Origin of the sequence: Pseudomonas sp. CF161 (assembly GCF_000416215.1) — a bacterium.
Lineage (GTDB): Bacteria > Pseudomonadota > Gammaproteobacteria > Pseudomonadales > Pseudomonadaceae > Aquipseudomonas.
The window spans coordinates 15,668-40,308 of record NZ_ATLP01000090.1; the positions used below are offsets into that span (position 1 = coordinate 15,668).

Below are 24,641 nucleotides of genomic sequence, written 5' to 3' on the forward strand. Positions count from 1 at the left end.
CCTGTGTCTGGAGACTGCAATGTATTGGAACCAACCGAATTTCGAAGGGCTGCTGACGCTGGCGGCGCACTTCGAAGCCCAGCCCGAACTGCAAGCGCTGGCGCAGTATTGCCGCATGCGCGAAAAAGGCCTGCGGCGTGAAGCCTTCAGCGCGCTGGAACAGTTCCTCGCGAGCGCATCGTCGTTCGACACCGCCACCCGACGGGCTCTGGCCGTGGACATTTTCGAAGCCAACGCCCGGACCCACGAGGCGCATCATCTCCTGAACCAGCCGCTGATGAGCCGGTTCCTGCTGCCCACGCTCCAAGCCTGGGTCGACGAGCAACCCAACGCCCAGGTGCCGTTGCGCTGGCTCGGCTTGCAGCGCAATGAGCATGAACTGCTGCTCAGGGCCCTGGCCCTGAATCCGGCCGATACCCCGGTGCGCATGCGCCTGATCGACCATCATTTGTCCAGCGCCGACCATGCCACCCACCACCTCGATGAAAGCCACTTCATCGGCGAGGTCCAGTACGCGCTGGATGAGCTGGCCCGCGCCCAGGCCCTGATAACCGGCGCCACCGAGCCCGAGCGCTTGCAGCACCTGCACACCGAACTGCTGGCGTACCAGGACCTGATCGCCGACTGGATCGCCTACTCCAGGGCACCGAGCGGCAGCTTCCCCCAGTGGTGCGCCGATCAGGGGCGCACCTACAGCTACCCCGCCAAGTACTACTACCGCTGAGGCGCCCTACCCGGCACTCAGGCCGCGCAAGACGTGCAGCACGTGCTGGATCGAGCGTTCGATGTGCTGGTCGCGGTGGGCGATCCCCAGTTGTCGCCAGAGCAAGGGCTGCAACGGCCGCATGGCAATCCGGGTGTCCGGCAGCGGCGTGCTGGCCTCGTGGGGCAGCAACGTGGCGCCGTAGCCGGCCGCCACCAGGCTCTTGATCGCATCGTTGTAGTTGAGCTGGATCCGCGCCGTGGGCTGGGCCGCGCTGCCGGCGAACCACTCCGCGGTCAGGCGCGCCAGGCGGGTGCTGTGGTCATTCAGAATCAACGGCTGGGTGCACAGCCATTCGGGGGTGACCACGGCCGGCAACTCCCAGCGCGCCGGCAAAAAGGCCATGACCGGGTCGCGGCGCCAGGGCTCGATCAGCAAGCCCTTGACCGCTGTCTGCGGCAGCGCCACCAGGCCGATTTCCAATGAGCCCGCGGCCAGTTCCTGCAAGCTTTCCTGGGAGGTCAGGACCCGCACCTGCACGTCGATATCCGGGTGGCACTGGCTCAGGGTTTCCAGGGCCTGGGGCAGCAACTGGGCGATGGCCCCGGTGGAGGCCCCCAGGCGCACCCGGCCACTGAGGCCCTGGATCTGCCGCTCCACCTCTTGCAGCGCCTGCTCGGCATCGGCCAGCAGGCGGCGCGCGCGCTCCACCAGGGTGGCGCCGATCACCGAGGGCTGGACCTGTCCCCGGGTGCGCGACAGCAGCTTGCCCCCCAGCCGCGCCTCTAGGTCGGCGATATGCAGGCTGACGGTGGGCGGCGCCAGGTTCAGCGCCCGCGCCGCTTCGGCAAAGGAACCCAGGTCGGCAATCGCCACCAGGGTCCGCAGCCGGTCGAGGCTGATCTCACGCATGACCTACTCCTCATTCAGAAAAACTGAATCTTATCGTTATTAAATTCAACTTTTCCTATCTTACCCGCTGCCTGACCATGGGCGCCTCTTCTCTCCACTGTCCGAGAACTCCATGAGCACTCCCCTGGTATTTATCGACGGCGACCAAGGCACCACCGGTTTGCAGATCCAGCAACGCCTGCATTCGCGCAGCGATCTGCAACTGGTGACCCTGGCGCCCGAGCACCGCAAGGACCCGCACCACCGCGCCGAGGCGATCAACGCCTGCGACATCGCCCTGCTGTGCCTGCCCGATGCCGCCGCGCGCGACGCCGTGGCCTCGATTGAAAACCCGGCGGTGCGCGTGATCGATGCCAGCTCGGCCCACCGCACGCATCCGGACTGGACCTACGGTTTCGCCGAAATGCACCCGCAACAGGCGCAGCGCATTGCCCACTCGCGGCGGGTCAGCAACCCCGGCTGCTACCCCACTGGCGCCATCGCCCTGCTGCGTCCGCTGATCGAGGCTGGGCTGCTGCCCCGGGATTACCCGGTCACCATCAATGCGGTGTCGGGTTACTCCGGCCAGGGCCGGGCCGGCGTCGAGGCCTATGAGGGGCCGAACGCGGCCCAGGCCACGCCGTTCCAGGTCTACGGCGTGCAACTGACCCACAAGCACGTGCCGGAGATCGAGCAACACAGCGGCCTCAGCCAGCGGCCACTGTTCGTGCCAGCCTACGGTGCGTTTCGCCAGGGCATTGTGCTGAGCATCCCTCTGCAATTGCGGTTGCTGGCACCGGGGGTCGACGCCCGGCACCTGCAGGCCTGCCTGGATAGCTACTACGCCGAAACCCGCCACGTGCAGGTGCTGCCCGCTGCCGAGGGGCAGGCCCTGACGCACCTCGATCCCCAGGCGCTGAACGGTTCCGACGATGTGCGGCTGATGGTCTGCGGCGACGAACACAGCGGCCAGGTGCTGCTGGCGGCAGTGTTCGACAACCTGGGCAAGGGCGCGGCCGGCGCGGCGGTGCAGAACCTGGACCTGATGCTCGGCGCCCTTTGATCGGCTCTGGCGTGCGCTTGTCGGCGCACGCCGGACGGGCAAAAAATACCCGCGTCAGCGCTCCGGCTGCTATTGTGCCGCGCTGTAAAAATCAGCCGCATGACTGTGAGGAAGTGGACGTTGAGTAATGACGAAAAAATGACCGGGGATCTGTTCGAAGTCGATAAACGCCTGGCACTCAAGCCGGTGGTGGACTTCAACACCTATCTGCGTACAGCGTTCGGCAACGGCCCTTGCACCTGCAGCCGCTGTTTGGCCAGCGCCGGCGACGAAACCGGTTACGAGCACGCGCACAGCTTCAACTTCGACGGGCAGCCGGCCAACCGCCGCTTCGCCTCCACCGCCGGCAGCGACGTGTTGCAAGCCCTGAAGAAAGCCTGGCTGTCCTACACCAAGGCCGAGCTGGAAGTCAGCGGCGAGCTGGCCCTGGACACGGTCAAGGAATTCGTCCAGCCCGAGCTGCACAAGCGCCTAAAACCCTTGTTCGTGGCCAGTGGCCTGGTCAAGGACGTGGATGGCAGCCTGCAGTTGCAGGCCCAGGCCGCCGCCTGATCCGATGGGTACGAGCGGCGTGGTGACTTCGCGCCGCCAGGCGCAGAGCTGAGGCAAAAAAGGCCGATGCAGCACCTTGCTGCCCGCGCAGTCAGGGCTGCAATCCGCGCACGGCCTAGACCGGAGAAATGGTCGCGAGCATCCCGATCAGGATGGTTAAAGCCAGAAATCCACCGAGGAACATCGCCATTTTGAACATTGGGCATCCTAAATTATCAGTGCGGGTGACGGCGGCTGCGAGGCCGCGAAAGTTCGCGCTAGTGTGAGGCGCTGGCTGTACTGATTACAGACGCAGATAGCCCGCAAAAATACGGATCAGATTGAAAAAAGACCGATCAGGCCGCCTGCACACCTCACAGGCAAGGCGCCGTCGATCAATCAGGGAGTGCAGCCAGCGATGAAAATCTACCTCGACGATGAGCGCCAGACCCCCGAGGGCTGGGTGCGGACCTACTGGCCGGACGAAGTCATCGCGCTGCTCAAGGCCGGCGGCGTGACCGAAATCAGCCTCGACCATGACCTGGGGGATGATGAGCGCGGCACCGGCTACGATGTGATCCTGTGGATCGAGGAAGCCGTGGCCCTCGACGGCTTTTGCCCACCGCTGATTCACGTGCATTCCGCCAACGCCTCGGCCGTGGAAAAAATGCGGGCCGGCGTCAGCTCGATCCAGCGCCTGGCCAGACAGAACTGAAGGCCCGCGAGGTTTCCCCCATGCGCCACCGCTCATGAGCAGCATCCTCCATGGGTTCATCCATTGCTAGAGCGGCGCAGAAGACGCTCAAGCCCATAACCAGGCGGTGCTCGAGCGTTTGCCGGTAGCCGGCGCGCTACTGACCAGGCCGCTCTTCGCCCTGACGCCGAACGCACGAGGCCAGTGCTACTACGGCCATCTGCTGCATTTCGCCGCCTATTACAAGGACGCCTGGAGTGTCGAGGACGACTGGCTGGATGAGTTCGAACGCCTGCTGCAACAGCTGTTCTGGGACAGCGCTGAAGTGATCCACACCTACAGCGGCGAACGCCGCAGCTGGCAGTCGCCAGGCACCCAGGCGCAGGCGCACGCCAGCGCGCTCACTATCCAGCATCGGCAAAGGTTCGCCTCCTATCACCCGCCGGACGCGAGCTAGGCAGCAGTGGGCGCCTGCGAGCCTAGATGGGCCCCAGGCGCTGACGCAGAAAGGCCAAGGCGCCCTGGAACAAGGGATGCCACTGCGCAGACGGCTCACTGGCCAGGGGGTGCCAAAAGAATCGGAACTCATGGCCACCGTCGTCTTCGGCAAAGTGCGTCCAGGTGTCAGGCAGGTCAGGGCCGACCCGACACTCATGAAACGCCCAGCGCTGGCCGGTCTGGGGCGCATCCCAGAGCCCCAGGTCAGCGATCACCTCGCCCTTTATCCCCGCTTCCTCGGCCAGTTCCCGGACCGCAGCAACCGCGCTGGCTTCGCCCGGTTCGAGGCTGCCCTTGACCAGCTGCAAGCCCGCCAAGGGGTGGGCAAAGGCCAGGACCTGCAACGCCGGAGCATGGCGCAGCACCACGGGGCAGGCTTTATCTATTGGTGACATGCACACCTCAAGCCTGTACCCCATCCCGATCCAGACCGCGCTGTATGAACCACGACAGCGGCAGCGTCAGCAGCAAGGTCGCTGCCAGCAGCATCAGCGCATCCGGCACGCCGGTCAGGTCGCCCAGCCGGCCAAACAGCACCGGTGCCAGCGCCCCGCCGCCGATGGTGCCGGTGTAGAAGATGGCGAACGCCTGCTCGCGCTTGCCGGCGCCCGCCAGGTCCGGCACCGCGCCGTACAGCACCGACGAGGTGCCATTGAGCGCCAGCCCGAGCAACGGCAGCATCAGCATCAGGCCAAACAGCGGCAGGTACACCGCGAGCACGATCAACAGCGCGGTGGTGAACTCGGTGAGCCACACGGTTTTCATCATGCCGATGCGCGCCCCCAGGTAACCGCACAGCAACTTGCCGAAGGCGCCGCCGACAAACAGCAGGGTCAGCGCCAGCCCGATGCCCGCGGTGCCGGCGCCCTTGGTTTGCAGCAAAAATGGCAGGAAGGTCAGGAAGCCCATGCGCACCGCGCTGTCCAGGGTGCCGGTGAGGATCAGCGCCCGCAGCCCGCTGGCCGAACCCCGGCCGACGACCGCCTTCGGCGCCTTGGCCGCCATGGAAGACGTCGCCGCACGGGACGGAATCAGCCACCACAACAGACCGGCGGCGGCCAGGCCCAGCAGGCCCATCAGCGTGACGCTGGCGCGCCAGCTGAGCACCGTCAGCAACAGACCGACCAGGCCCGGGATCAGGGTCTTGCCGATGTCGCCGGCGAAGTTGTATTGCGACAACGCTTGCTTGACCCCGCCGCCCGCTTCATGGGTATCGGTGATCAGCGACGACGCCAGGGGGTGCTGGGTACTCGCCCCCAGCCCGCCCAGCAGCAAGGCCAGGAGCAACACGCTCAAGCCCCCGGCCTGCCCCGCCAGCAGGTACGCCAGCCCGGCCAGGGCCGTGCCGCCCACCAGCATCCGCTCACGGCCCCAACGTCGTGCCGCGCGGCTGGCCAGCAGTTGAAAGCCGGCCATCATCCCCGAGTAGGCACCGCGCAACAGCCCGACCTGGGCGAAGCTCAAGCCGAATTGCGCCTGCCAGATCGGCAGCAGGACATAGATCAGATCAGTGAGCCCATCGTGCACCGCGTGGGCGCCGCAGCCGGCGAACAATGAGCGGCGACGCACCGCCGCATCCGTGGAGGGCGGCTCGCCGGCAGCGACCTGGGCTTGGGAATTATTCATGGCGGAGACGCGCTGTATGGAAAGGGCTGCGGCATTAAATCAGTAAATATCGCCCCTCGCCTAGATCGGCCGAGGGTCTTTGCCGGGCCTGCGCGCGCTGAAATAAAGCGAGCCGGTGGTTGATCTCTGCTGCCGTGTCTGCCAACTTTCGCCCATGAATGTTCAACGCCCAGCTGTACACCGCCTGATTATTACCACCGCTGACCAGTCGGTGGGATAGCGCTTTAATCAGCACCAGACCCGCCTCCCCAGGCGGGTTTTTTATTCCTGCCTGGCCCGGCGTCCACCCCAGGAGAGCAAGCATGAACCGCACCCATCACCTGTTGCAGCAAACCATCGAGGCCGCCGACCGGGCGATCAACGCCGAAGATTTCGACGCCCTGATGGACTTCTACGCCGACGACGCCACCCTGGTGGTCAAGCCCGGCCTCAACGTCACCGGCAAAGCGGCTATCCGCCGGGCCTTTGTCGCCATTGCCGAGCACTTCAACCACAGCATCCACGTGACCCAGGGCCAGATGCAGGTGATCGAAGGCGGCGACGTGGCGCTGGTGGTTATGGAGACCCTGCTGCACACCACCGATCCGGCAGGGGCCAGCAGTGAAATCACCCGGCACGCCACCTATGTGTTCCGCCACATCGCGGGCCGCTGGTTGTGCGTGGTCGATAACTCCTACGGCACCGACCTGCTGGACGCTGGAAGCGGCCCAAGCGACGCAGCCTGACTGATGGTCGTCGATACAGCTGCGCGGGCTGCCCACGTAGCTGTATCGGTCACTCAGTCAGCCTCCGGACCTTGCTCGCCTGCCGAGCATCGCGCTCCTGAATCGCTCCATGTAAAGCGAGCTTTACATCCGCACAAAACTGCATAATCATGTAAAGGACGTTTTACATACAGGAGTACATGGATGAAACGCTACTACTACGAAATGGCCGCCTCCCTGGGCCTCTACGCACTGGCATTGGTCAGTTCGCTGATCCTGCTGCGGCGCCCCGAGGACTTCAGCATGGCGCTGCGCATCCTCATCACCCTGACCCCGGTGGTGCCGGCCGGACTGATGTGCTGGGCCATCGTGCGCCAGTTGCGGCGCCTGGACGAAATGCACCTGCGGATCCAGTTCGAAGCCCTGGGGTTTGCCTTTGCCGCCTCCGCGCTGCTGACCTTCAGCTACGGTTTTCTGGAAAATGTCGGTTTCCCACACATCTCCTGGCTGTGGGTGTGGCCGGTAATGGGCGCGATGTGGATGATCGGCCTGCGCCTCGCCAACCATCGCTATCAATGAAAAACCAACTCAAGGAACTGCGCGCCGAGCGCAAGTGGTCACAGGCCGACCTGGCCGTGCTGCTGGATGTCTCGCGGCAAACCATCAACTCCATCGAAAACGGCCGCTACGATCCGAGCCTGCCATTGGCGTTCCAGATTGCGCGGGTATTTCAGTTGCCGATCGAAACTATTTTCGATGATGGCTTTCAGAGTCAGGATTGATTTTGCCCGGGGGCCTAAACTGCCCCCGGCTACTGAATCAACGCGCCCAACCTTCGTTGAGCGCACCTCGCCCCTGCAAGGACGCCGCACCCCATGAAAACCCTCGCCAACCTGGCTTTCGATTACATCTGGCACCTGATGTTTACCGACGACGACTACCTGGATCCGGACTTCGCCATCCGCCTGCAGGAGTCCATGCCCGACTACTTCGCGATCATGTCCGACGCGGAAAAAGCCGCGCTGGCGCAAGTCGCCGAAGAAACCCAGGCACGCCTGCTGGCGCCCCCCGACGAACACGGCTACTCCCCACGCAGCCTGGTGACGGCCGACCAGAAGCAGTTTTTGCAGGACCTGATCTCCGGCGAGTTTTTTACCCAGTTCGATTGAACGCCATCAACGGTTGCGCCGTCCGCGATCCATCAGAAGGTATTCGGTGGGTGCAAGGGACAGCGCAGCCTCGCGGGCCCGGCAGCGGCTACGGGTCTTCTGTAGCCGCTGCCGGACATGCTCAGCGTTGCCCCGGATCCGCCTGCACCAGGTGCCGCCACGGGAAGACATCCCGGGCGAAATGGCTGACATAGCCGCCATGGGTCGCCTGTACCACCTGGAATTGCAGGTTCGGCCGCTGGGCGTTGAGGGCCTGCAACTGCTCCAGGCTCAAGCAACTGTTGCGCAGCACCAGGGCTCGCAGCACGTCGCAGACCGGGCTGGCAAACAGTGCCTGATAGGACGAAAAACGGGTCACCAGGTCATCCGCGCGCACATCGGCCCAGGTGCTTTGCAGTTCGGTGGATTCGGTGAAGTCGAGCGACCGCAGATTGGGCAGATTGCTCGAGGCTGCCAGGTTGTCGATAAATTGCTGGGTGTCGAAATTGCCGCCGATGCGCAGCGTCGCCAACTGCGGCAACGGCACCTGGAAAAAATCGCGGTTGGGCGAGTTGGGCAGCACCAGCTGGGTCAGGTTCGGCGCCTTGGCGCAAAAGCGCGCGACTTCGCCGCCCTCCTCCATGATGCTGCCGGCGCGCTGGATCAACGACGCGTTATGGTGCTGCGGCTCGGTCGGGCTGATGACCAGGGAGCGCAACGCGGGAAAGCGCACATCGCTGTCGAGCAGGGACGTGAATTCCCATTCACGGGTGCCATTGGCGCCCGAGTCGGGGCCGGTGAAGGTCAGGGACACCAGGGTATCCGCCACCTCTTGCCGGCTCAGGCACTCCAGCGTCCAGGACAGGGGCTCGTCATACACCTCGCCATAAAACTCGACGTGCAGCCCGCCGTGCAACGGGGCCAGGGCCAGGTACTGCAGGGTGCCGACATACAGCGGTGTGTCGTGGCGGGTAAAGTCGGCCTCCAGCTCTTCGGCGGCAGCCACCGTGAATTGATGGATTCGCTGCTGCAATTGCAGAAGTTGCTGATAACCGCGAGTCGCAAGCTGAGCTGACATTTCCAGGGTTCCTGTGTGATCGGTGACGGCCTTGGCCTCAATACGCTTCGCCTTCGTCGCCCTCGACCCGGGCACCGAGGGCGCGGGCAATGTCCTTGGCCTTGATGATCAGTTCATCGTCATGCACAAACGAAATGCGCCCGCGGCGATAGTCGAACAGGTACTCATCACCGCTCACCGGAGACCGCCAGGACGCGGCATCGGTCTCACCGAGAACGATGGTTTCACCGGTGCGCGGGTTGATTCCGACCAGTTGCTCCTGCAGCTCCAGCGAGGGGTCGGCGGCACACACCGCGTGCCACTCTTGCAGGCTGATCTCGCCCGCGTCGGCGGTTCTGAGGATATGAATTTCGTAGGCCATCGAGGGGTCGTCCTTGGGTCAGCGCGGGTGGGCGGAGATTAACTGGCGGCGACATTAGCAGAAAGCAGCGGCTCTGCGAGCCTCTGGCCCGCCGCCGCGAAGTCGACCAATGGTCAGCCGAACGACGAAATAGCGAACGATTGCTAATTGCGTTATCGGGCAGCGAACGCATAAGATGAGAACGATTTTCAATAACAACCCCCTGGGGCAGGACCCGATCCACGATGCACACGAGAGACACCCTGAATTCCTCTGAAGTGGACCTGCTCTATCGCTCCCACCATTCCTGGCTCACGACCTGGTTGCGCCGTCGCGTCGGCTGCCACGCCAATGCCGCCGACCTGGCCCAGGACACCTTCGTGCGCCTGCTCAAGGCGAGCCACGCGCACCCGCTCAAGGAGCCCCGGGCGTACCTGAGCAGCATCGCTCGCGGGCTGATGATCGATCAGTACCGGCGCCGTGCCCTGGAGCAGGCCTACCTCGAAAGCCTGGCGCTGATGCCGCCCAGCGCAGCACCGTCGGAAGAACAGCGCTGGGTGATTCTCGACACCCTGGAGCGCCTCGACCAACTGCTGATGCTGCTCAAGCCACGGGTGCGCCAGGTGTTCCTGCATGCCCAGCTCGATGACATGAGCTGCAAGACCATCGCCGAGCACCTGGGCATCTCCCGCGCCACCGTCGAGCGCGACCTGGCCAAGGCCATGGCAACCTGCTACCGGTGGCGCTATGCACAGTCCTGAAATCACCCCGGGCCAGGCCCACGTCGAACAGGCCATCGAATGGCTGGTGCAACGGCGCTACAACCCACCCAGCGCCGAAACCGAACAAGGGTTCCAGCACTGGTTGCAGCAGCACCCGCATAACGCCCTGGCCTGGACCCAGGTCGAGGCCATGTGCGATGAGTTCAGCGGCCTGCCCCGCGACCTCAGCCGGCGCACCCTGGAAGGCACCCAGCGCCACCACGCCAGCCACCACACCAGCCGCCGCCACACCCTCAAGCTGCTGGGCGTGCTGTGCGCCGCCGGCAGCCTGGGCTGGGTCGGGCGCGAACAGCTCGGGCTGCCCTCGTTGCTGGCCGACCGTCACACCGCCACCGGCGAACGCCGCACCTACCACACCGCCGACGGTGCAAAGATCCAGCTCAACACCGCCAGCGCCATCGACCTGCGCTTTGACAAACAATTGCGCAACCTGAGCCTGGTCCAGGGCGAAGTGGCGATCGACACCGGCAAGGACCCGCGTCCGTTGCGGGTGACCACCCGCGACGGCATGCTCCAGGCCCTCAACGCCCACCTGCTGGTGCGCCAGCGGGGCGAAGACACGGTGCTCGCCGTGCGTCGCGGCGATGTGATGCTGTATGCCCCCAACGGCCGCGCCCTGCGCATCGCCGCCCCCGGCGAACAGTTGCTGTTCAGCGCCAGCGGCCAGGTGCGGCCGGCGATCACCCATGGCGATCCCTGGGGCTGGAGCGAAGGCGTGCTGAGCGTGCAGCAGATGCCCCTGGGCGAGTTCATCGCCGAACTCTCGCGTTATCGCCCGGGCTTGCTGCGCTGCGCCGACGAGGTCGCCGGGGTGAAGGTGTCCGGCACCTATCAACTGGCCGACACCGACCAGATCCTCGCCCTGATCGCGAAAACCCTGCCGGTCCGGGTCGACTACCGCACCCGCTATTGGGTCAATGTTTCAGCGAGTTGAAATTGTTCAAAGATAAATGAGGTACTTTCTCATTCGCGTTCGGCCTGTAGGAATAAAGGCAATTTTCGCCGCCCTCTTCCCACAGGAGTTTCGAATGATTCACCCAAGCGTTGCTCAACCCGACCCGCTGCAGCGCGCCATCCGTGGCGCCCTGTTCGGCCTGGCCATGGCCAGCGCCGGCCTGCCCTCGCTGGCCCGTGCCGAGCAACCCGCAACCGCGCAACAGGCCCGCACCTGGAACATCGCCGCCGGCCCCCTGGACCAGGCCCTGGAACAACTGGCGCGCCAGGGTGGGCTGAACCTGTCCTATGACGCCACGAGCCTGCAAGGCAAACAGACCCGGGGCGTCAGCGGCGCCCACGACAATGCCCAGGCCCTGTCGCTGCTGTTGCAGGGCAGTGGCGTGCAGATCCAGCAGCAGTCGGCCAACAGCTTTATCCTCGTCCCGGCCACGGCCAGCGGCGCCGCCCTGGAGCTGGGCGCCACCACCATCTCCAGCGAGCTCCTGGGCGCCACCACCGAGCACTCCGGCTCCTACACCACCGGCGCCGTGACCATCGGCAAAATGCCGCAGACCCTGCGCCACACGCCGCAATCGGTATCGGTGCTGACCCGCCAGCGCCTGGACGACCAGAACATCACCAACCTGACGAGCATGATGGAGCAGACCCCGGGCATCGTCGTCGACTACACCGACAGCGAGCGGGTGACCTACTACTCGCGCGGCTACCAGATCGACGCCATCCAGTACGACGGCGCCACCGTGGTCCAGGGCAGCGGCGGCGGTTCGTTTATCCAGAGCGACTCGGCGATCATCGACCGCGCCGAAGTCCTGCGCGGCGCCACCGGCATGCTGCGTGGCGCGGGCAACCCGTCGGGCACGGTGAACCTGGTGCGCAAGCGCCCCACTCGCGACTTCCAGGCCTCGGCCACGGTCACCGCCGGCTCCTGGGACGCGCAACGCTACGTCGCCGACCTCTCCGGCCCGCTCACCGACAACGGCGCAATCCGGGGACGGATGATTGCCGTGCACGACGACAAGGACTCGTTCCAGGACAGCCGCATGGAGCGCAAGAACGTGTTCTACGGCGCCCTGGCCGCCGACCTCGACGAGCGCACCACCTTCACCACCGGCATCGAGTACACCGAGCTTGAGGCCACGGGGTCTTGGGGCGGCCTGCCGGCCAACTTCGACGGCTCGCCGCTGAAGCTGTCGCGCAGCACGTACCTGGGCGCCGACTGGAACCGCTGGAACCGCAGCAACCTGCAGACCTTCGGCGAGCTGGAGCACAACTTCGACAACGACTGGACCCTCAAGCTGTCGGCCACCCGCACCCAGTTCGAGCTGGACGACAACGGCTTCAAGCAGACCTATTTCACCCGCGCCAGCAGCACCAACCCCTACCTGATGAACTACCAGGTCACCGAAGGCGACGGCGGCGAAAGCCAGCAGACCAACCTCAGCGCCACCCTCAACGGCCCCTTCGAACTGCTGGGTCGCGAGCACGAGCTGATGGTCGGTGTCGAACGCATCCGCAACGACTCCTATGCCTCGGCCACCAACTTCGTTACCTCCGGGGTCTTCGACATCCGCCAGTGGGACCCGAAAACCAGCCTGGCCGAGCCCTCGATCAACATCAGCGCCCACCCGGTGCGCACCCGTACCACCCAGGAAGCGGCCCACGCCACCTGGCGCATTTCCCTGGCTGACCCGCTGACCGCCATCATCGGCGCGCGCCTGAACTGGTACGACTACGAGCAGGAAAACAACACCAGGAGTTCCGGCCAATACAGTGTCGACCGGCAGGTGGTGCCGTACGCGGCGCTGATCTACGACCTGAACCGGAACTTCAGCCTGTACGGCAGCTACACCGAAATCTTCAACCCGCAAAGCGCCACCGACGCCGCCGGTTCAGTGCTCGAACCGGTCACCGGCGAAGCCTATGAAATGGGGATCAAGGGCGAGTTCTACGGCGGCCGCCTGAACACCTCGCTCGCGGTGTTCCGCATCAACCAGGTGGGCAATGCCCTGGACGACCTGAGCAGCCCCAACCCCTGCCCGCCCAACTACACCGCCGGCTACTGCAAGGTCGCCGCCGGCAAGAACCGCAGCGACGGCGTCGAGCTGGAAGTGTCCGGCGAAGTGCTGCCCGGCTGGCAGGTCAGCGGCGGCTACACCTACACCACCACCGAGTACCTCAAGGACACCGTCGGCAACACCGGCAACGTCCTGCGCTCCACCGACCCCAAGCGCCAGCTGAAGCTGTTCTCCAGCTACCGCCTGCCGGGGCAATACGGGGCCTGGACCGTCGGCGGCGGGGTCAGCGCCCAAAGCGACATCTACTCGCGCAACGGCAGCGCCGAGGCCACCCAAAGCGGCTATGCGGTGTACAACGCGCTGCTGGGCTACCGCTTCAACGAGCAGTACTCGCTGCAACTCAACGCCAACAATATCTTCGACAAGCACTACTACAAGAAGGTGGCCGCGACCGCGACCGGTTACTACTACGGCGACCCACGCAACGTCGCGGTGACCCTGCGCGGGACCTTCTAAAACCTGCCAAGCACCCGCGCCAGGCGCTTATCGAGCGCGCCAGTCACGCAGCAACTGGATGAAGTGCCGGGCCGCTTCCGAGAGCGGGCGATCGGTGGGCGTGGTCAAGCCCACCGGGGCCCGCAGCAGCGGGCTGGCAAACGGCAGCGCACGGACCACGCCCAGGCGCAGGTCAAGGTCGACCACCCCGCGCTGCACGAACCAGACCGCGTCGTAATCCTGCAGGTAGACCCGGGAAAAGGTTTCGCTCAGAGATTCGAGCATCTGGAAGCCACTCGCGGCGCCGCTGGACAGCAGGAAATTATCCACGCTGATGCGTACCAGGGTGCCTTGGGGCGAGGCCAGCAGCACATAGGGCAGCAGGTCATCGAGCACCAGGTGTTCCCGTTTGGCCAGGGGATGGTCATGGCGAACCACCAGCAGCAGGTCTTCTTCGTACAGCGCTTCAAAGGCCACGCCGAGCATGTCGCGACCGATCAGGCGCCCGACGATCAGGTCGATGTCATGGGTGCGCAACTTGCCCACCAGAAAATCGTAGACCCCGGACAGCACCTGGACCCGCACCTGGGGATAGCGCTCGCGCATCTGCGCCACCACCGGCGCCAGCATGTAGCCGGCCGCCGTGGGCAACGCCCCGACCCGCAGCAGTTGCGGGGCCTGGGTGTCGACCCGGGTCGGGTCCATGGCCTGGTTGAAACTGGCCAGGGTCTGCGCCGCATGCTTGTGGAAGGCCTCCCCGGCCTCGGTGAAGCGCACCCCCTTGCGCCCCCGCACCAGCAACTGCACCCCCAGCTCCTGTTCCAGTTCCTTGAGGCTCTTGGACACGGCGGAAAGGGTGATGTGCAGCAGTTTCGAAGCGGTGACCAGGCTGCCGGAGCTGACCACGGCGGTGAAGACTCGCAGATGACGCAGGTTGATCGAAGATTGGCTCACGGCGGGGATGCACCTTTTTAGTCAACCCACAGGTTAATTAACAGCGGATTTTATATCAATTTAATCAACCAAATCTTTGATTTAGCATGCCTCCAGACTTCACCGACCGACCTTGCGAGGACCTGCTCCATGACCCACCCCGAGCCGCGACTAGGCGCCTCCAGCGCGTCCCTGCCCAGCCTCAGCCCCGAGGCGCTGGCAGACGAACTGGCCCGCCTGGGTTACCAGGGGGTCGAGTGGCGCGTGGCAGACACCCGCCCGCTCGACCCGAGCCAACCCTGGAACGCCCGCAGCAACAATCGCTGCACCATCGCCCCCAATGCCGCGGCGATCGAGGGCATCCAGCGCCATTGCCAGGCCCTGGGCCTCAAGGTGTTTGGCCTCAGCCCTTACCTGACCGTGGGCGACCTCGACCAGACCCTGCGCATGATCGACCTCGCCGCCCTCGCCGATCAGGCCCGGCTGCGGCTGTGGGCCCCCAGCTATGAAGGCGAACGCTACCCCGAGGCCTATGCCCGGATGCGTTGCTTCCTCGACCAGATCCTGCCGCGGGCCCAGGCCCAGGGCGTGCGCCTGGTGCTGGAGGTGCACCAGCGCACCATCTGCTCCAGCCCGTCCCTGGCCATGCGCGTGGCCGAACACTACCCGCACCAGCACCTGGGCATCATTTATGACATCGGCAACCTGGCCATCGAGGGCCGCGAGGATGTGCAACTGTCCCTGGACCTGATGGGCCCGCACCTGGCCCACGTCCAGATCAAAAACGTCGCCTACCGCCCCCTCGGCCCGGGCCAGGGCTGGCAGTGGGACTGGTGCCCGCCCGACGTCGGAGTGCTGCCGCTGCAGGCGATGCTCGCCACCCTGCGCGCCAGTGGTTTCAACGACTGGGTGTCGATCGAGGACTTTTCCAGCACCTACAGCGACCTGCAGAAACTGTCGCGCAACCGGACCCTGGTCCGGCACTACATGGGGCTCGACAACCAGCCCACCGTCTCTTCCCGCCACGAGGCCATCAGCCAATGAACAGCCCCCACACCCACCGCCGCGTGGCCCTGGTCACCGGCGCCGCCGGCGAACTGGGCCGCGCCATTTGCACGCGCCTGTGCCGCGACGGCCTGGACCTGGTCGCCGTGGACCTGAATCTGGATGCCGCCCAGGGACTGCTGCGAACCCTGCACCTGGAGCCGGGCCAGCGCGCCCTGGCGATTCAGGCCGACCTCGGCGATGAGTCGTCGATCATCGCCATGGTCGCCCAGGCCGGCGCCGCCTTCGGCCGCATCGATGTGGTGGTGAACAACGCGGCGGTCAATCACCGGGGTTCGATCTATGACTTCGACGTCGCCCAGTGGGACCACATGCTCGCGGTGAACCTGCGCGGCCCGGCCCTGCTGTGCCAGAAGGTCGCGCCGTACTGGCAGGCCCAGGCCAGCGGCCGGGTGATCAATATCGTCTCGCGCTGCTGGGTCGCCGGCGGCCCGCCCGCCTACGTCGCGTGCAAGGCCGGGCTGGTGGGCCTGACCCGCTCCATGGCCAGGGAACTGGCGCCGCACAACGTGACGGTCAATGCCATCGCCCCGGGGCTGCTGCCCTCGGCCTTTACCCTGGATGGGCGCGATGCCGAGAGCTTCCAGCGCATGGCCGACAGCTCCATTGGCGACACGCCCCTCAAGCGCCTGACCACCCCCGAGGATATCGCCAACACCACCTCGTTCCTGGCTTCCAGCGACGCTGCATTTATTACCGCCGAAGTCATTCACGTCTGCGGCGGCAGCCAGCTGGCGCCCTTTGGCACCCGCTGAGCAGCACCGAGTTCAACCACCACAATCACAATAAAGGTTGCTTATGAATAGCCCTCAACCCGACAACCGGAGCATGGCCCGCCGGGCCGCCTTCGGCAGTTTTCTCGGCAGCGTGGTCGAGTACTACGACTTCTTCATTTATGGCTCGGCGGCGGCGCTGGTCTTCAACAAAATCTTCTTCCCGTCCGACGACCCCATGGCCGGCACCCTGGCGGCCCTCGCCACCTTTGGCGTCGGCTACATCGCCCGGCCCATCGGCGCGCTGCTGTTCGGGCACCTGGGGGATCGCCTCGGACGCAAGCAAGTGCTGATGATGACCCTGCTGTTGATGGGCCTGGCGACCTTCACCATCGGCCTGCTGCCGACCCACGCCAGCATCGGCGCCTGGGCCCCGGCGTTGCTGGTGCTGTGCCGGCTGCTGCAAGGCCTGTCCGCCGGAGGCGAACAGGTCGGGGCCAGCCTGCTGACCATGGAACACGCGCCCGGCAAGAACAAGGCGTTCTACACCAGCTGGTTGATCAACGGCGCCTCCATGGGCTCGATCCTCGCCACCTCGGTGTTTATCCCGCTGTCGATGCTGTCGGAAGAACAGCTGCTGGCCTGGGGTTGGCGCATCCCGTTCCTGCTGAGCGCGGTGATGGTGGCGATTACCTGGATCATCCGCCGTGGGGTGGATGAGAGCCCCGAATTCATGGCGAAAAAACACGACGCTTCGCAGATTCCGGTGCTGGAGATGTTCAGCAAGGAATGGCGCGCCTTTGTCGTGGTGTTCTGTTGCGCCCTGATCTGCTCGGTGTCGTCGCTGGTGATTATCTTCGGCCTGTCCTGGGCCACCAATAACCAGCAGGTGGACCGCGCGTCCATGCTCTCGGCGATTGCCGCCAGCCAGGTCGTGGCCCTGGTCTGCCAACCGCTGTTCGGCCTGCTGGCGGACCGGATCGGCAAGAAGCGCATTTTCGCCGCCGGGTCCCTGGCCTGCTGTGCCGGGGTGTTCCTGTTCCTGTGGTCGATCACCACAGGCCAGATCGGGCTGATCATCTTCAGCACCGTGCTGCTCAAAGGCATCGTCTACAGCGCGCCCAACGCCCTGTGGCCGTCCTTCTACGCGGAGATGTTCAGCATTCGCGTGCGCTACACCGGCGTCGGCCTGGCCACCCAGTTGAGCTTTATCGTCGCCGGCTTCTCGCCGAGCGTGTGTTATGCGCTGCTCGGCGACGGCCATGCCTGGCTGCCCGTGGGCTACTTCATCGGTGGCCTGGCCCTGGTGGCCGCGATCGCCGCCCTGCTTTCACGTCCGGCCAGCGAACCTGCCGCCGAACGCCCGCACGCAGCGCTCGCCCAGCGCGCCTGATCCCCCACCTGCGGGTACTGCGCGATTGCCGTACCCGCCCCACCTCGGAGACACCGCCATGCCCTTTGCCCTGATCGCCCACGACTATGACGATGCCCTGGAACGCCGCATGGCCTGCCGCGAACAGCATCTGCAGCGCCTGCAACAACTCGCCGACCAGGGCCGACTGCTCGGCGGCGGCGTACTGCTGGACCCCCAAGGCAAAATGATCGGCTCCAACGTGCACCTGGGTTTTGCCCAGCGCGCGGAACTGGATCAATGGCTTGAGGACGAGCCCTACATCACGCAGCGGGTCTGGGAAAGCGTGGAAATCCTCGAGATCCGGCTGCTGAATCTGCCGCCCCGGGCATAAGCGGGAAGCGCCCGGGCGGCAGGCCCTGGCCAATTTCGGCAAGCCGCTGCCACCTGCTCGCCCAGCGCTCAGGCCAGGCCCTTGCCGGTTAAGGCTGCGCCTCCATGGCCCGGGTTTTGCTGTGCTCCCTGGATACCAACCAGGGAGTACCACCATGATCGGAAGCAGTTCATTTTCATTGCCGGCTGTCGATGCCCTCAGAAAGTCGCTGGAAAACGGCACCCTCAAGGCCGCCAGGATCGAGGTCGCCAACGCCACGCCGCAACTCCAGGCCCAACTCGACGCCAGCTTTCTCGACAGCCAGAACGCCACGGCCGAGATGACCGCCCGTTACCGCGCCAACCCTAGCTGGGCAACCTTCGACCCCAGCAGCAACAAGGTCGAACTGCCCGACGTGCAGTCCCTCGGCAAAGGCGACGCCACCCATATCGCCAACGGCTTGCAGTACCTGCTGCAGATCGGGCGCCTGGAGGGCAAGACCCTGAGCGCGAAAAACGGCGACCTGGCGACGGACAGCCTGGCGCAGTATCAGGACTGGCTGCAGGCCCGGATCGGCGTCAACGCCCAGGCCTGATCGCCTTAGAACCGGGCTTGCAGCCCCACCCGCAACGTACGTCCGGGCGCCGGCATGAAACTTTGCGCCAGCGGGTCCAGGTAATAGCGGTCGGTCAGGTTTTGCAGCGAGACATTGAGCTGGGCGTGCTCCTGCAACTTGTAGTTGAGGAACAGATCGAACAGCGCCACTTCGCGGTAGTTCAGCTGGGGCGTGGTGGCGCCGGTCTGCCACGGTTTGTCGGCGGTCACCGTGGGGCCCGAAGTGTAAGTGATGCGGGTGCCCAGGGTCAGGCTCTGGTCGAAGAAGCGCAGGCCGGTGGTCAGGTTGCCGGCGAAGCGCGGCGGGTTCTGGGTGTTGGTGTAGGAGCCCATGAAACTGCCCGGGGTGCAGTTCGGCGTGTCGCTGGTTTTCTGGTAGGGGTTAGCGGTGGCGCGCAGGGTGGCGGCGAAGGCCGCATCGCAGGTTTCGGTCTTCAGGTAATAGGTGGACGACAGGTCGGCAAATACCCGGCCGGCGTCGTAGCGGGTTTGCAGTTCCAGGCCGCTGGTTTTATAGCTGTCGGTGTTGCTGAAGCGCATCAGGCCCCACAGGCCCGGGCTCGGGTCGTAGTAGCGGGTGATGTAGTTCTTGATGCTGTTGTTGAAGTAGGCCAGCTTGATCGCCGCCGAGTCGTCATCGAACAGCAGGCCTTTTTGCAGGGTGCTGGCACCGATCTCCCAGTTGCTGGAGCGCTCGGGTTTCAGGCCCTTGCCGGGGGTCGTCTGCTGCACGCCGTGGCCGGTTTCGAACAACGACGGCATGCGAATACCCTGGGTGTAGGAGGCATAGACGAAGGTGTCCGGCAGCACTTCGATGTTGATGCCGAAGGCCGGGGCAAAGGCGCCGCCGCTGTTGCTGTCCTTGCCGGAATAGTTATAACCGCTGACCACGCTGCCCACTTGAGCGTCGCCGACGTCGGTATCGGTGGCGCCGTATTGGTTATAGGGCGTGCCCTCGAACGGGTAGTTGGTGTTGTTGAAGACGATCCCGTTGTTCAGCCGCGGGTCGGTGGCGTCGGTGTACAGCCCGTTCTGGTCCGGGAACCACATCAGGTAGCCGTAGTCGCCGGGCTTGTTGACCGTCACGTACTTGTGCTCGCGCACCTCCTTGCGCGCCGTCGCCTGGGCGACCTGATCCTTGCTGCGAAAATGGGTGTATCGCCCGCCCCCCCACAGGGTCAGTTGGTCCAGGGGCTTGTACTCCAGCTTGCCGTTGAAGCTGAACTCCTGCCGGGAACCCTCGCGCAGGCTGCGGTTGGCGTTGATATCGTCCTGGGTGGTGAGCACGCCCTTCTGCGGGCGCAGCTCCTCCAGCTGGAACGAGCCGCCCAGGTCCAGTTTCAAGTCGCCGTAATTAGTCTCGAACCGCGAGGTGTTGGCCAAGCCACCGCCCGTGCGGCGGTTGGCCTGGCGGCTCCAGGCGCGGTCGGTGCGAAAGGCCTGGGAGGCCGGCGCCGACCAGGAGGTCAACTGGCTGGTTTGCGCGTCGGTCATCCACAGGTCGGCGGTCAGGTCCAGCAACGGGTTACCCGAGGGCAGGTAGTTGTAGCGCGCGGTGTAGGTGTCGATCTTGGTGTGGCCCAGGGGGTACTGATAAATGCCGCCGGTGCCGAAGCGGAAAATATCCGAAGGCATGATCTCGCCGATGCGTCCGTCGTAGCGGCGATAACCGAAGTCGAAGGTGTGGTCGTCCGCCGGGCGGATCGTGGTCTTGAGCAGGACCGACTCGGTCTCGGCCGACGAGTTGAGCACCTCTTCGCCAGCGTTGTAGGTGGTGGCCACGCTGGTTTCTTCCTGGTCATAACGGTCAAAGGTGCGGTAGCGGTCCTGGCCCTTTCTGCCGGAGAAATAGTTGCCCTGCTTGCGGTGGGCATAGGCCGCCACCACGTCGAACTGTTCATGGGAATAGGCGAACGCGGCGCTGCCGGCCTGGGCGTCGGAGCCGAACAGGCCGCCCCGGCTCTGGTGCGGTTCCGAGTACAGGTCTTCGGTCTGGGAGTGCGGGTCACGGGAGGCCGGGGCCACGCCGTTGTTCCAGACGTCACCCTTGAGCCGCAGGCCGATGTTCTGGCCGTCCTTGAGGATGTCGCCGACGCCCAGGGTGCGCATCTTCACCGTGCCGCCGATGGCGCTGGAGGTCAGGCTCGGGCCCTTGTCGATGCTGATGTCGCTGATCATGTCCGGGTCGATGTAGCTGCGCTGCTGGGTGCCGGCATAGCCGCGATACACATCCAGCGCCTGCTGCGAACCGTCCACCGTCACCGCCACCCGGCTCTGGCCCTGGATCCCGCGAATGTTCACATCCAGGCCGCCGCCATTGCGGCTGTCGCCCACCTGGACCCCGGGCTGGCCCTTGAGCACATCCCCCACCGACACCACGCCAAAGCGCTGCATGTCTTCGCCGGAGATATACACCGACGAACGCGGCGCCCGGTAGACCTCGGCCTGCTCGGGGTTTTCACCCTTGACCTGCTGCGCCGGCAGCACCACCGCGCCCTGCCCCTGGCCCACGCGCAAGGCATAACCACCGTCGGCCTGGCGCTGATAGCTCAGGCCAGTCCCGCTCAACAGTTGGGTCAGGCCCGCCTCCGGGTTGAACTCCCCGTGCAGCCCGGGGCTGGTCTTGCCCGCCGTGAGCAGCGCGCTGCCGGCCAGGCTGATGCCGGCCACGGCGCCAAACCGCGACAGCACCTGATCCAGCGGGCCGGCCTCGATGCTGTAGTGCTGACGCTCGACAGCGGCGAACGCTGCCACGCTGTACAGCGGCTGCACACTGAGGAAAAGCACGCCAAGGGTGTGAGTGCACAAGGCTCGGGCGGGGAAAATCATGCAGGGCTCCTAGGGGTCGAGACCCACCTGTTTCGGTGGGTAATACCTAAAGGCCAAGCCAGATCTGAAAAACTATCGCCCCGACGAAAAAAAAGTTTCAGGCCGGCACCACCGTCACCCAATAACGGGTCCGGCGCTCGATACGCACCGGCAGCGCCAGGGCCACCAACGCCAATGCGGCATCGGTGTCGTCCAGTTGAAAACTGCCGCTCACGCGCAAGGCCGCGACCTCTGCACTGCAACGCAAAATGCCTGGGCGGTAGCGCGACAGCTCCGCCAGCAACTGCTCCAGGCGTATGCGCTCGGCGGGCAAGATGCCCCGCAGCCAGGCCTGGGCCAGAACCGTATCCACGGGGCTTGGCGCGGCGACGCCCCGGCCGTCGACCCGGGTTTGCCAACCGGCGTGCAGCGGCACCGGCGCCGAGTGATGGCGCGCACTGACCTGCACCCACCCGCGCAGCACCCTGACCTGGGTGCCCTGCCGATCCTGACGCAACAGCAGATGGGCGCCATGGCTGTAGAGCACCGCGTCCTCGCTCAGCAGTTGCAGCGAGGCCGATGCAGCCGGCCTATCCAGGGCCATTTCGCCCTCGATCAACTGCACCCTGCGCTGGGTTGCGCTCAACTCCAGGTTCACCGCACTGGCGGTGTTCAGCCACAGCGCGCCACCGTCCGCCAGCGCCCAGCGTTGCCGCTCGCCGATACGGGTGCGGTAGGTCGCCAGCGCCGAACGCACCAGGGTCGACTCCGCCCCCTGCCAGCCGACCCCGCCCAGCAAGCCCAGGGCCAGCAGGCACTTGAGCACGTGCCGCCGTCGCTGCGGATCGGCCCCGGCCGCCTCCAGCGCCCGGCGCGCCGTGGCATCGCCCAGCAGATTCGCCCCCGGCTGCAACAGCAGCGGCAAACTGCTGACCCGCTGCCAGGCGTATTCATGCTCGGCACTCGCCTGCCGCCACCGCTCCAGTGCCTGTTGCTCGGCAGTGCCCATCAGCCCGGACTGCATGCGCACCATCCAGTCGATGGCGCAATCGCGCACCCGGGGATCAACCACCGCTTCACTCATTCGAAACGGCTCGCATAACAGACACTGAACGCCTTGCCCATGGCCCGCTGCACCTGCGCCACGGTCAGGCTCAGCTGCGCGGCGATCTGCGGGTAGGTCAACCCGTCGAGCTGGGATAAAAAGAAAATCTGCCGCACCCGCATCGACAACCCCACCAGCAACGAATCGAGCTGCAACAGGGTCTCGATCATCAAGTGCCGCTCTTCCGGCGACGGCTCGTACGCCTCCGGCCGCGCCGCCAACGCCTCCAGATACGCCTTCTCGATGGCCTGGCGTCGCCAGCGATTGATCAGCAAGCCATTGGCAATGGTCGCCAGGAACGCCATGGGCTGGCGCAACTCACGCACATCCTCCTGGGAGCGCAACACGCGGATAAAGGTGTCGTGGGCCAGATCCTCGGCATCGGCACTGTGCCCCAACCGCCGATGCAACCACCCCCGCAGCCAGCCGTGATGGTTCACATACAACTGGGCGACGGGGGAGAACAGGCTGTTGTCGTGCATGGGAGATTCGCATTAATGATAATGCTTCTCATTTTATGGTTTGCGGGTGGGAATTGTATAGCGCGCTGAAACAAAGCCCTGCCCGCCTTTTCGCAGCTCAAGGCTCCCGAGGGCTGATGATGGGCGGGAAATGCCGGGCAGCAACCGGTCGCGAACAGCAGCCGGCTGAATCAAAGCGGCGACGCGATGCGTCGCCTTTTTCAGCCTGATCAGCGGGCAAGCTCCAGCGGGTTGACCTTGCCCGGCAGGATCAGCGCAGCACAGGCAACGCCGAGCACGACCATGCACGCGGAGACCAGAATGGCATAGCTGAAGCCCTGCACCGAACTGCCGCCACCGGCCAGCACCGCGATGCTCACCGCGACCCCCACCGCCAGGCCAACGGCAGAACCGACTTCCTGGGTCGTGGTCAGCATGCCTCCCGCCAACCCGTGATCGGCCTCATCGACGCCCTCGATACCGGCCACCGTCCACGCCGGAAACGCGATGCCGTAGCCAATACCCGCCAACACCGTACCCGGCAGGATGGAAACGGCCCAGGACGCATCCACCGCCAGCGACATGCCCAGCAGCGCGAGGCCGGCAATAAACACGGTCATGCCGCCCAGAATGACCGGCTTCGTGTCTAATTTGGCGATCAAGGTCGGCCCTGCCCAGGCACTGGAGAGGGTGAACGCCGTCGCCATCGGCAGCAGCCCCAAGCCGGTCTGGGTCGCGGTAAAACCGAGGATTTCCTGCATATAAAGCGCAACCACGACAAAGGTCGGACCCAGCGCGGTGTTCGCGAGCAACGACACCAGGTTCGCGCCGCCGGTCATGCGACGCCAGAAAACCGGGATCGGCATCAACGGGTATTCAACCTTGCTTTCTACCCAGACAAACAGCGCCAGCAGCCCCATGGCCAATGCAATCAGTCCATAGGTCACGGGAGACGCAAGCCCGACGTGCTCGCTGTTGGCAAAGGCGAACACCAGGGTGGCCGCACCCGCTGCGACCAACATCGCGCCGCCAAGGTCCAGGCGTCTCGCGGCCATTGTCGCATCGCGCTGCCCCGCCGGCAGGGAACCGGCCAGGGCTATCACCACCACACCGACGGGTACGTTGATCCATAGCACCCAGCGCCATCCGAGGATGTCGGTGATGATGCCGCCGAGGATCAGGCCCACGACAAACCCGCTCGCCGCCACCGCCGTCCAGGCACCCAATGCGCGGTTGCGTGAGGCCTGATCGGGAAACAACGCCAGCAGCAACGAAAACGCTGCGGGCGAAAACAGCGCCGCGCCAAAGCCCTGCATGGCCCGGGTGGCGATCAGCATCGCGGGGGTCTGTGAGAAACCGCCGAGCAGCGAGCCCAGGGTAAAGATCAGCAACCCGGCCAGGAACACCCGTCGGCGGCCAAACATGTCGGCGGCGCGCCCGCCCAACAGCAAGAAGCCTGCAATGGCGACACCGTACGCATTGATCACCCACTGCAAGGCCCCCGGCGTGAAGCCCAGGCTTTCCTGAATCTGCGGCAAAGGGATCATGGTGATGGAAAAGTCGAGCAGTGCGACGAACTGAGTCGTGCACAGCAATATGAGGCAGAGCCGCCAGCGAGGGTGGTTCATAAGGGCATCCTGATTGATATAGTTTTTCTAACGCTGTTTAACTTCGCTAAACAAGGCTTATGAT

At 65.1% G+C, this 24,641-nt stretch carries 28 protein-coding genes; 17 read left to right on the forward strand and 11 right to left on the reverse strand.

Annotated features, from left to right (window positions below; translation table 11 throughout):
* The first annotated feature begins 19 nt into the window (after positions 1-19).
* Positions 20-724 carry a hypothetical protein gene (locus tag CF161_RS18820; RefSeq protein ID WP_020298185.1) on the forward strand — a complete coding sequence of 235 codons (705 nt, stop codon included), beginning with the start codon at positions 20-22 and terminating at the stop codon, positions 722-724.
* 6 nt (positions 725-730) lie between these two features.
* Here the strand turns inward: CF161_RS18820 and CF161_RS18825 are convergent, their stop codons facing one another.
* Positions 731-1,615 carry a LysR family transcriptional regulator gene (locus CF161_RS18825; RefSeq protein WP_020298186.1) on the reverse strand — a complete coding sequence of 295 codons (885 nt, stop codon included), beginning with the start codon at positions 1,613-1,615 and terminating at the stop codon, positions 731-733.
* 112 nt (positions 1,616-1,727) lie between these two features.
* Between CF161_RS18825 and argC the strand changes: the two genes are divergently transcribed.
* The 4 genes from argC (at position 1,728) to CF161_RS18845 (ending at position 4,339) form a co-directional block, all read left to right on the forward strand.
* Positions 1,728-2,657 carry an N-acetyl-gamma-glutamyl-phosphate reductase gene (gene argC / locus CF161_RS18830; RefSeq protein WP_020298187.1) on the forward strand — a complete coding sequence of 310 codons (930 nt, stop codon included), beginning with the start codon at positions 1,728-1,730 and terminating at the stop codon, positions 2,655-2,657.
* A gap of 120 nt (positions 2,658-2,777) precedes the next feature.
* Positions 2,778-3,209, forward strand: coding sequence for a hypothetical protein (locus CF161_RS18835; RefSeq protein WP_020298188.1), 432 nt, complete (start codon positions 2,778-2,780; stop codon positions 3,207-3,209).
* Between the two features lie 397 nt (positions 3,210-3,606).
* Complete coding sequence (locus tag CF161_RS18840; protein WP_020298189.1) at positions 3,607-3,903, forward strand: cyclic-phosphate processing receiver domain-containing protein; 297 nt, start codon at positions 3,607-3,609, stop codon at positions 3,901-3,903.
* A 106-nt stretch (positions 3,904-4,009) separates the two neighbouring features.
* Positions 4,010-4,339 carry a hypothetical protein gene (locus CF161_RS18845; RefSeq protein WP_020298190.1) on the forward strand — a complete coding sequence of 110 codons (330 nt, stop codon included), beginning with the start codon at positions 4,010-4,012 and terminating at the stop codon, positions 4,337-4,339.
* A gap of 22 nt (positions 4,340-4,361) precedes the next feature.
* On the opposite strand, the gene CF161_RS18850 is transcribed toward CF161_RS18845, so the two are convergent.
* From CF161_RS18850 to CF161_RS18860, 3 genes are read right to left on the reverse strand one after another with little or no spacing between them, the layout of a single operon-like run.
* Positions 4,362-4,775: an NUDIX domain-containing protein gene (locus CF161_RS18850; protein ID WP_043229827.1), complete on the reverse strand. Its 414-nt coding sequence runs from the start codon at positions 4,773-4,775 to the stop codon at positions 4,362-4,364.
* Between the two features lie 7 nt (positions 4,776-4,782).
* Positions 4,783-6,006, reverse strand: a complete 1,224-nt coding sequence (locus CF161_RS18855) for an MFS transporter (protein WP_020298192.1) — start codon at positions 6,004-6,006, stop codon at positions 4,783-4,785.
* A 34-nt stretch (positions 6,007-6,040) separates the two neighbouring features.
* Positions 6,041-6,310: a hypothetical protein gene (locus CF161_RS18860; protein WP_020298193.1), complete on the reverse strand. Its 270-nt coding sequence runs from the start codon at positions 6,308-6,310 to the stop codon at positions 6,041-6,043.
* Here CF161_RS18860 and CF161_RS18865 point away from each other — a divergent pair.
* The 4 genes from CF161_RS18865 to CF161_RS18880 all read left to right on the forward strand — a co-directional run bounded on the left by CF161_RS18865 (position 6,309) and on the right by CF161_RS18880 (position 7,879).
* Positions 6,309-6,731, forward strand: a complete 423-nt coding sequence (locus CF161_RS18865; RefSeq protein ID WP_020298194.1) for an SgcJ/EcaC family oxidoreductase — start codon at positions 6,309-6,311, stop codon at positions 6,729-6,731. The genes CF161_RS18860 and CF161_RS18865 overlap by 2 nt on opposite strands.
* A 183-nt stretch (positions 6,732-6,914) precedes the next feature.
* Positions 6,915-7,289 carry a hypothetical protein gene (locus CF161_RS18870; protein WP_020298195.1) on the forward strand — a complete coding sequence of 125 codons (375 nt, stop codon included), beginning with the start codon at positions 6,915-6,917 and terminating at the stop codon, positions 7,287-7,289.
* Positions 7,286-7,492: a helix-turn-helix transcriptional regulator gene (locus tag CF161_RS18875; protein WP_020298196.1), complete on the forward strand. Its 207-nt coding sequence runs from the start codon at positions 7,286-7,288 to the stop codon at positions 7,490-7,492. Before CF161_RS18870 ends, CF161_RS18875 begins: the two co-directional genes overlap by 4 nt.
* Positions 7,493-7,585: 93 nt before the next feature.
* Positions 7,586-7,879: a hypothetical protein gene (locus CF161_RS18880; protein WP_020298197.1), complete on the forward strand. Its 294-nt coding sequence runs from the start codon at positions 7,586-7,588 to the stop codon at positions 7,877-7,879.
* Positions 7,880-8,000: 121 nt separating this feature from the next.
* On the opposite strand, the gene CF161_RS18885 is transcribed toward CF161_RS18880, so the two are convergent.
* Both CF161_RS18885 and CF161_RS18890 read right to left on the reverse strand, forming a co-directional pair.
* Complete coding sequence (locus CF161_RS18885; RefSeq protein ID WP_020298198.1) at positions 8,001-8,936, reverse strand: hypothetical protein; 936 nt, start codon at positions 8,934-8,936, stop codon at positions 8,001-8,003.
* A gap of 37 nt (positions 8,937-8,973) precedes the next feature.
* The gene (locus tag CF161_RS18890; RefSeq protein ID WP_020298199.1) at positions 8,974-9,297 is read right to left on the reverse strand and encodes a hypothetical protein; all 324 of its coding nucleotides are present in this window, start codon (positions 9,295-9,297) and stop codon (positions 8,974-8,976) included.
* Positions 9,298-9,521: 224 nt separating this feature from the next.
* Here CF161_RS18890 and CF161_RS18895 point away from each other — a divergent pair, with 224 nt between their 5' ends.
* From CF161_RS18895 to CF161_RS18905, 3 genes are all read left to right on the forward strand, one after another.
* Entirely contained in the window at positions 9,522-10,037 is a 516-nt protein-coding gene (locus CF161_RS18895) for a sigma-70 family RNA polymerase sigma factor (RefSeq protein ID WP_020298200.1), read from the forward strand.
* A complete protein-coding gene (locus tag CF161_RS18900; protein WP_020298201.1) occupies positions 10,024-10,992 on the forward strand; it encodes a FecR domain-containing protein in 969 nt (322 codons plus the stop codon). The genes CF161_RS18895 and CF161_RS18900 overlap by 14 nt, the downstream gene beginning before the upstream one ends.
* 94 nt (positions 10,993-11,086) lie before the next feature.
* Positions 11,087-13,546, forward strand: coding sequence for a TonB-dependent receptor (locus CF161_RS18905; protein WP_020298202.1), 2,460 nt, complete (start codon positions 11,087-11,089; stop codon positions 13,544-13,546).
* A gap of 27 nt (positions 13,547-13,573) precedes the next feature.
* Here the strand turns inward: CF161_RS18905 and CF161_RS18910 are convergent, their stop codons facing one another.
* Positions 13,574-14,479 carry a LysR substrate-binding domain-containing protein gene (locus tag CF161_RS18910; RefSeq protein WP_020298203.1) on the reverse strand — a complete coding sequence of 302 codons (906 nt, stop codon included), beginning with the start codon at positions 14,477-14,479 and terminating at the stop codon, positions 13,574-13,576.
* Positions 14,480-14,608: 129 nt separating this feature from the next.
* Between CF161_RS18910 and CF161_RS32340 the strand changes: the two genes are divergently transcribed.
* The 5 genes from CF161_RS32340 to CF161_RS18935 all read left to right on the forward strand — a co-directional run bounded on the left by CF161_RS32340 (position 14,609) and on the right by CF161_RS18935 (position 18,555).
* Positions 14,609-15,502, forward strand: coding sequence for a sugar phosphate isomerase/epimerase (locus tag CF161_RS32340; protein ID WP_020298204.1), 894 nt, complete (start codon positions 14,609-14,611; stop codon positions 15,500-15,502).
* Complete coding sequence (locus tag CF161_RS18920; protein ID WP_020298205.1) at positions 15,499-16,278, forward strand: SDR family NAD(P)-dependent oxidoreductase; 780 nt, start codon at positions 15,499-15,501, stop codon at positions 16,276-16,278. The genes CF161_RS32340 and CF161_RS18920 overlap by 4 nt, the downstream gene beginning before the upstream one ends.
* Positions 16,279-16,321: 43 nt before the next feature.
* Positions 16,322-17,629 (forward strand): MFS transporter, encoded by a 1,308-nt coding sequence (locus tag CF161_RS18925; protein WP_043229829.1) that lies wholly within the window; start codon positions 16,322-16,324, stop codon positions 17,627-17,629.
* A gap of 58 nt (positions 17,630-17,687) precedes the next feature.
* Positions 17,688-17,981, forward strand: a complete 294-nt coding sequence (locus CF161_RS18930; RefSeq protein WP_020298207.1) for a YciI family protein — start codon at positions 17,688-17,690, stop codon at positions 17,979-17,981.
* A 154-nt stretch (positions 17,982-18,135) separates the two neighbouring features.
* Positions 18,136-18,555, forward strand: a complete 420-nt coding sequence (locus CF161_RS18935; protein WP_020298208.1) for a hypothetical protein — start codon at positions 18,136-18,138, stop codon at positions 18,553-18,555.
* A gap of 5 nt (positions 18,556-18,560) precedes the next feature.
* Here CF161_RS18935 and CF161_RS18940 read toward each other — a convergent pair whose 3' ends face one another.
* The 4 genes from CF161_RS18940 to CF161_RS18955 form a co-directional block, all read right to left on the reverse strand.
* Positions 18,561-21,404 carry a TonB-dependent receptor gene (locus CF161_RS18940; protein WP_020298209.1) on the reverse strand — a complete coding sequence of 948 codons (2,844 nt, stop codon included), beginning with the start codon at positions 21,402-21,404 and terminating at the stop codon, positions 18,561-18,563.
* A 97-nt stretch (positions 21,405-21,501) separates the two neighbouring features.
* Positions 21,502-22,467, reverse strand: a complete 966-nt coding sequence (locus tag CF161_RS18945) for a DUF4880 domain-containing protein (protein WP_043229831.1) — start codon at positions 22,465-22,467, stop codon at positions 21,502-21,504.
* Positions 22,464-22,970: a sigma-70 family RNA polymerase sigma factor gene (locus tag CF161_RS18950; RefSeq protein WP_020298211.1), complete on the reverse strand. Its 507-nt coding sequence runs from the start codon at positions 22,968-22,970 to the stop codon at positions 22,464-22,466. The genes CF161_RS18945 and CF161_RS18950 overlap by 4 nt, the downstream gene beginning before the upstream one ends.
* Positions 22,971-23,179: 209 nt before the next feature.
* Positions 23,180-24,577, reverse strand: a complete 1,398-nt coding sequence (locus CF161_RS18955) for an MFS transporter (protein ID WP_020298212.1) — start codon at positions 24,575-24,577, stop codon at positions 23,180-23,182.
* Positions 24,578-24,641 lie beyond the last annotated feature (64 nt).

Coding starts and splice junctions, on each gene's coding strand:
- CF161_RS18820 (WP_020298185.1), top strand. CDS start 20: ATGTATTGGAACCAACCGAATTTCGAAGGGCTGCTGACGCTGGCGGCG.
- CF161_RS18825 (WP_020298186.1), bottom strand. CDS start 1,615: ATGCGTGAGATCAGCCTCGACCGGCTGCGGACCCTGGTGGCGATTGCC.
- argC (WP_020298187.1), top strand. CDS start 1,728: ATGAGCACTCCCCTGGTATTTATCGACGGCGACCAAGGCACCACCGGT.
- CF161_RS18840 (WP_020298189.1), top strand. CDS start 3,607: ATGAAAATCTACCTCGACGATGAGCGCCAGACCCCCGAGGGCTGGGTG.
- CF161_RS18850 (WP_043229827.1), bottom strand. CDS start 4,775: ATGTCACCAATAGATAAAGCCTGCCCCGTGGTGCTGCGCCATGCTCCG.
- CF161_RS18855 (WP_020298192.1), bottom strand. CDS start 6,006: ATGAATAATTCCCAAGCCCAGGTCGCTGCCGGCGAGCCGCCCTCCACG.
- CF161_RS18865 (WP_020298194.1), top strand. CDS start 6,309: ATGAACCGCACCCATCACCTGTTGCAGCAAACCATCGAGGCCGCCGAC.
- CF161_RS18860 (WP_020298193.1), bottom strand. CDS start 6,310: ATGCTTGCTCTCCTGGGGTGGACGCCGGGCCAGGCAGGAATAAAAAAC.
- CF161_RS18870 (WP_020298195.1), top strand. CDS start 6,915: ATGAAACGCTACTACTACGAAATGGCCGCCTCCCTGGGCCTCTACGCA.
- CF161_RS18875 (WP_020298196.1), top strand. CDS start 7,286: ATGAAAAACCAACTCAAGGAACTGCGCGCCGAGCGCAAGTGGTCACAG.
- CF161_RS18880 (WP_020298197.1), top strand. CDS start 7,586: ATGAAAACCCTCGCCAACCTGGCTTTCGATTACATCTGGCACCTGATG.
- CF161_RS18885 (WP_020298198.1), bottom strand. CDS start 8,936: ATGTCAGCTCAGCTTGCGACTCGCGGTTATCAGCAACTTCTGCAATTG.
- CF161_RS18890 (WP_020298199.1), bottom strand. CDS start 9,297: ATGGCCTACGAAATTCATATCCTCAGAACCGCCGACGCGGGCGAGATC.
- CF161_RS18895 (WP_020298200.1), top strand. CDS start 9,522: ATGCACACGAGAGACACCCTGAATTCCTCTGAAGTGGACCTGCTCTAT.
- CF161_RS18900 (WP_020298201.1), top strand. CDS start 10,024: ATGCACAGTCCTGAAATCACCCCGGGCCAGGCCCACGTCGAACAGGCC.
- CF161_RS18905 (WP_020298202.1), top strand. CDS start 11,087: ATGATTCACCCAAGCGTTGCTCAACCCGACCCGCTGCAGCGCGCCATC.
- CF161_RS32340 (WP_020298204.1), top strand. CDS start 14,609: ATGACCCACCCCGAGCCGCGACTAGGCGCCTCCAGCGCGTCCCTGCCC.
- CF161_RS18920 (WP_020298205.1), top strand. CDS start 15,499: ATGAACAGCCCCCACACCCACCGCCGCGTGGCCCTGGTCACCGGCGCC.
- CF161_RS18925 (WP_043229829.1), top strand. CDS start 16,322: ATGAATAGCCCTCAACCCGACAACCGGAGCATGGCCCGCCGGGCCGCC.
- CF161_RS18930 (WP_020298207.1), top strand. CDS start 17,688: ATGCCCTTTGCCCTGATCGCCCACGACTATGACGATGCCCTGGAACGC.
- CF161_RS18935 (WP_020298208.1), top strand. CDS start 18,136: ATGATCGGAAGCAGTTCATTTTCATTGCCGGCTGTCGATGCCCTCAGA.
- CF161_RS18940 (WP_020298209.1), bottom strand. CDS start 21,404: ATGATTTTCCCCGCCCGAGCCTTGTGCACTCACACCCTTGGCGTGCTT.
- CF161_RS18945 (WP_043229831.1), bottom strand. CDS start 22,467: ATGAGTGAAGCGGTGGTTGATCCCCGGGTGCGCGATTGCGCCATCGAC.
- CF161_RS18950 (WP_020298211.1), bottom strand. CDS start 22,970: ATGCACGACAACAGCCTGTTCTCCCCCGTCGCCCAGTTGTATGTGAAC.
- CF161_RS18955 (WP_020298212.1), bottom strand. CDS start 24,577: ATGAACCACCCTCGCTGGCGGCTCTGCCTCATATTGCTGTGCACGACT.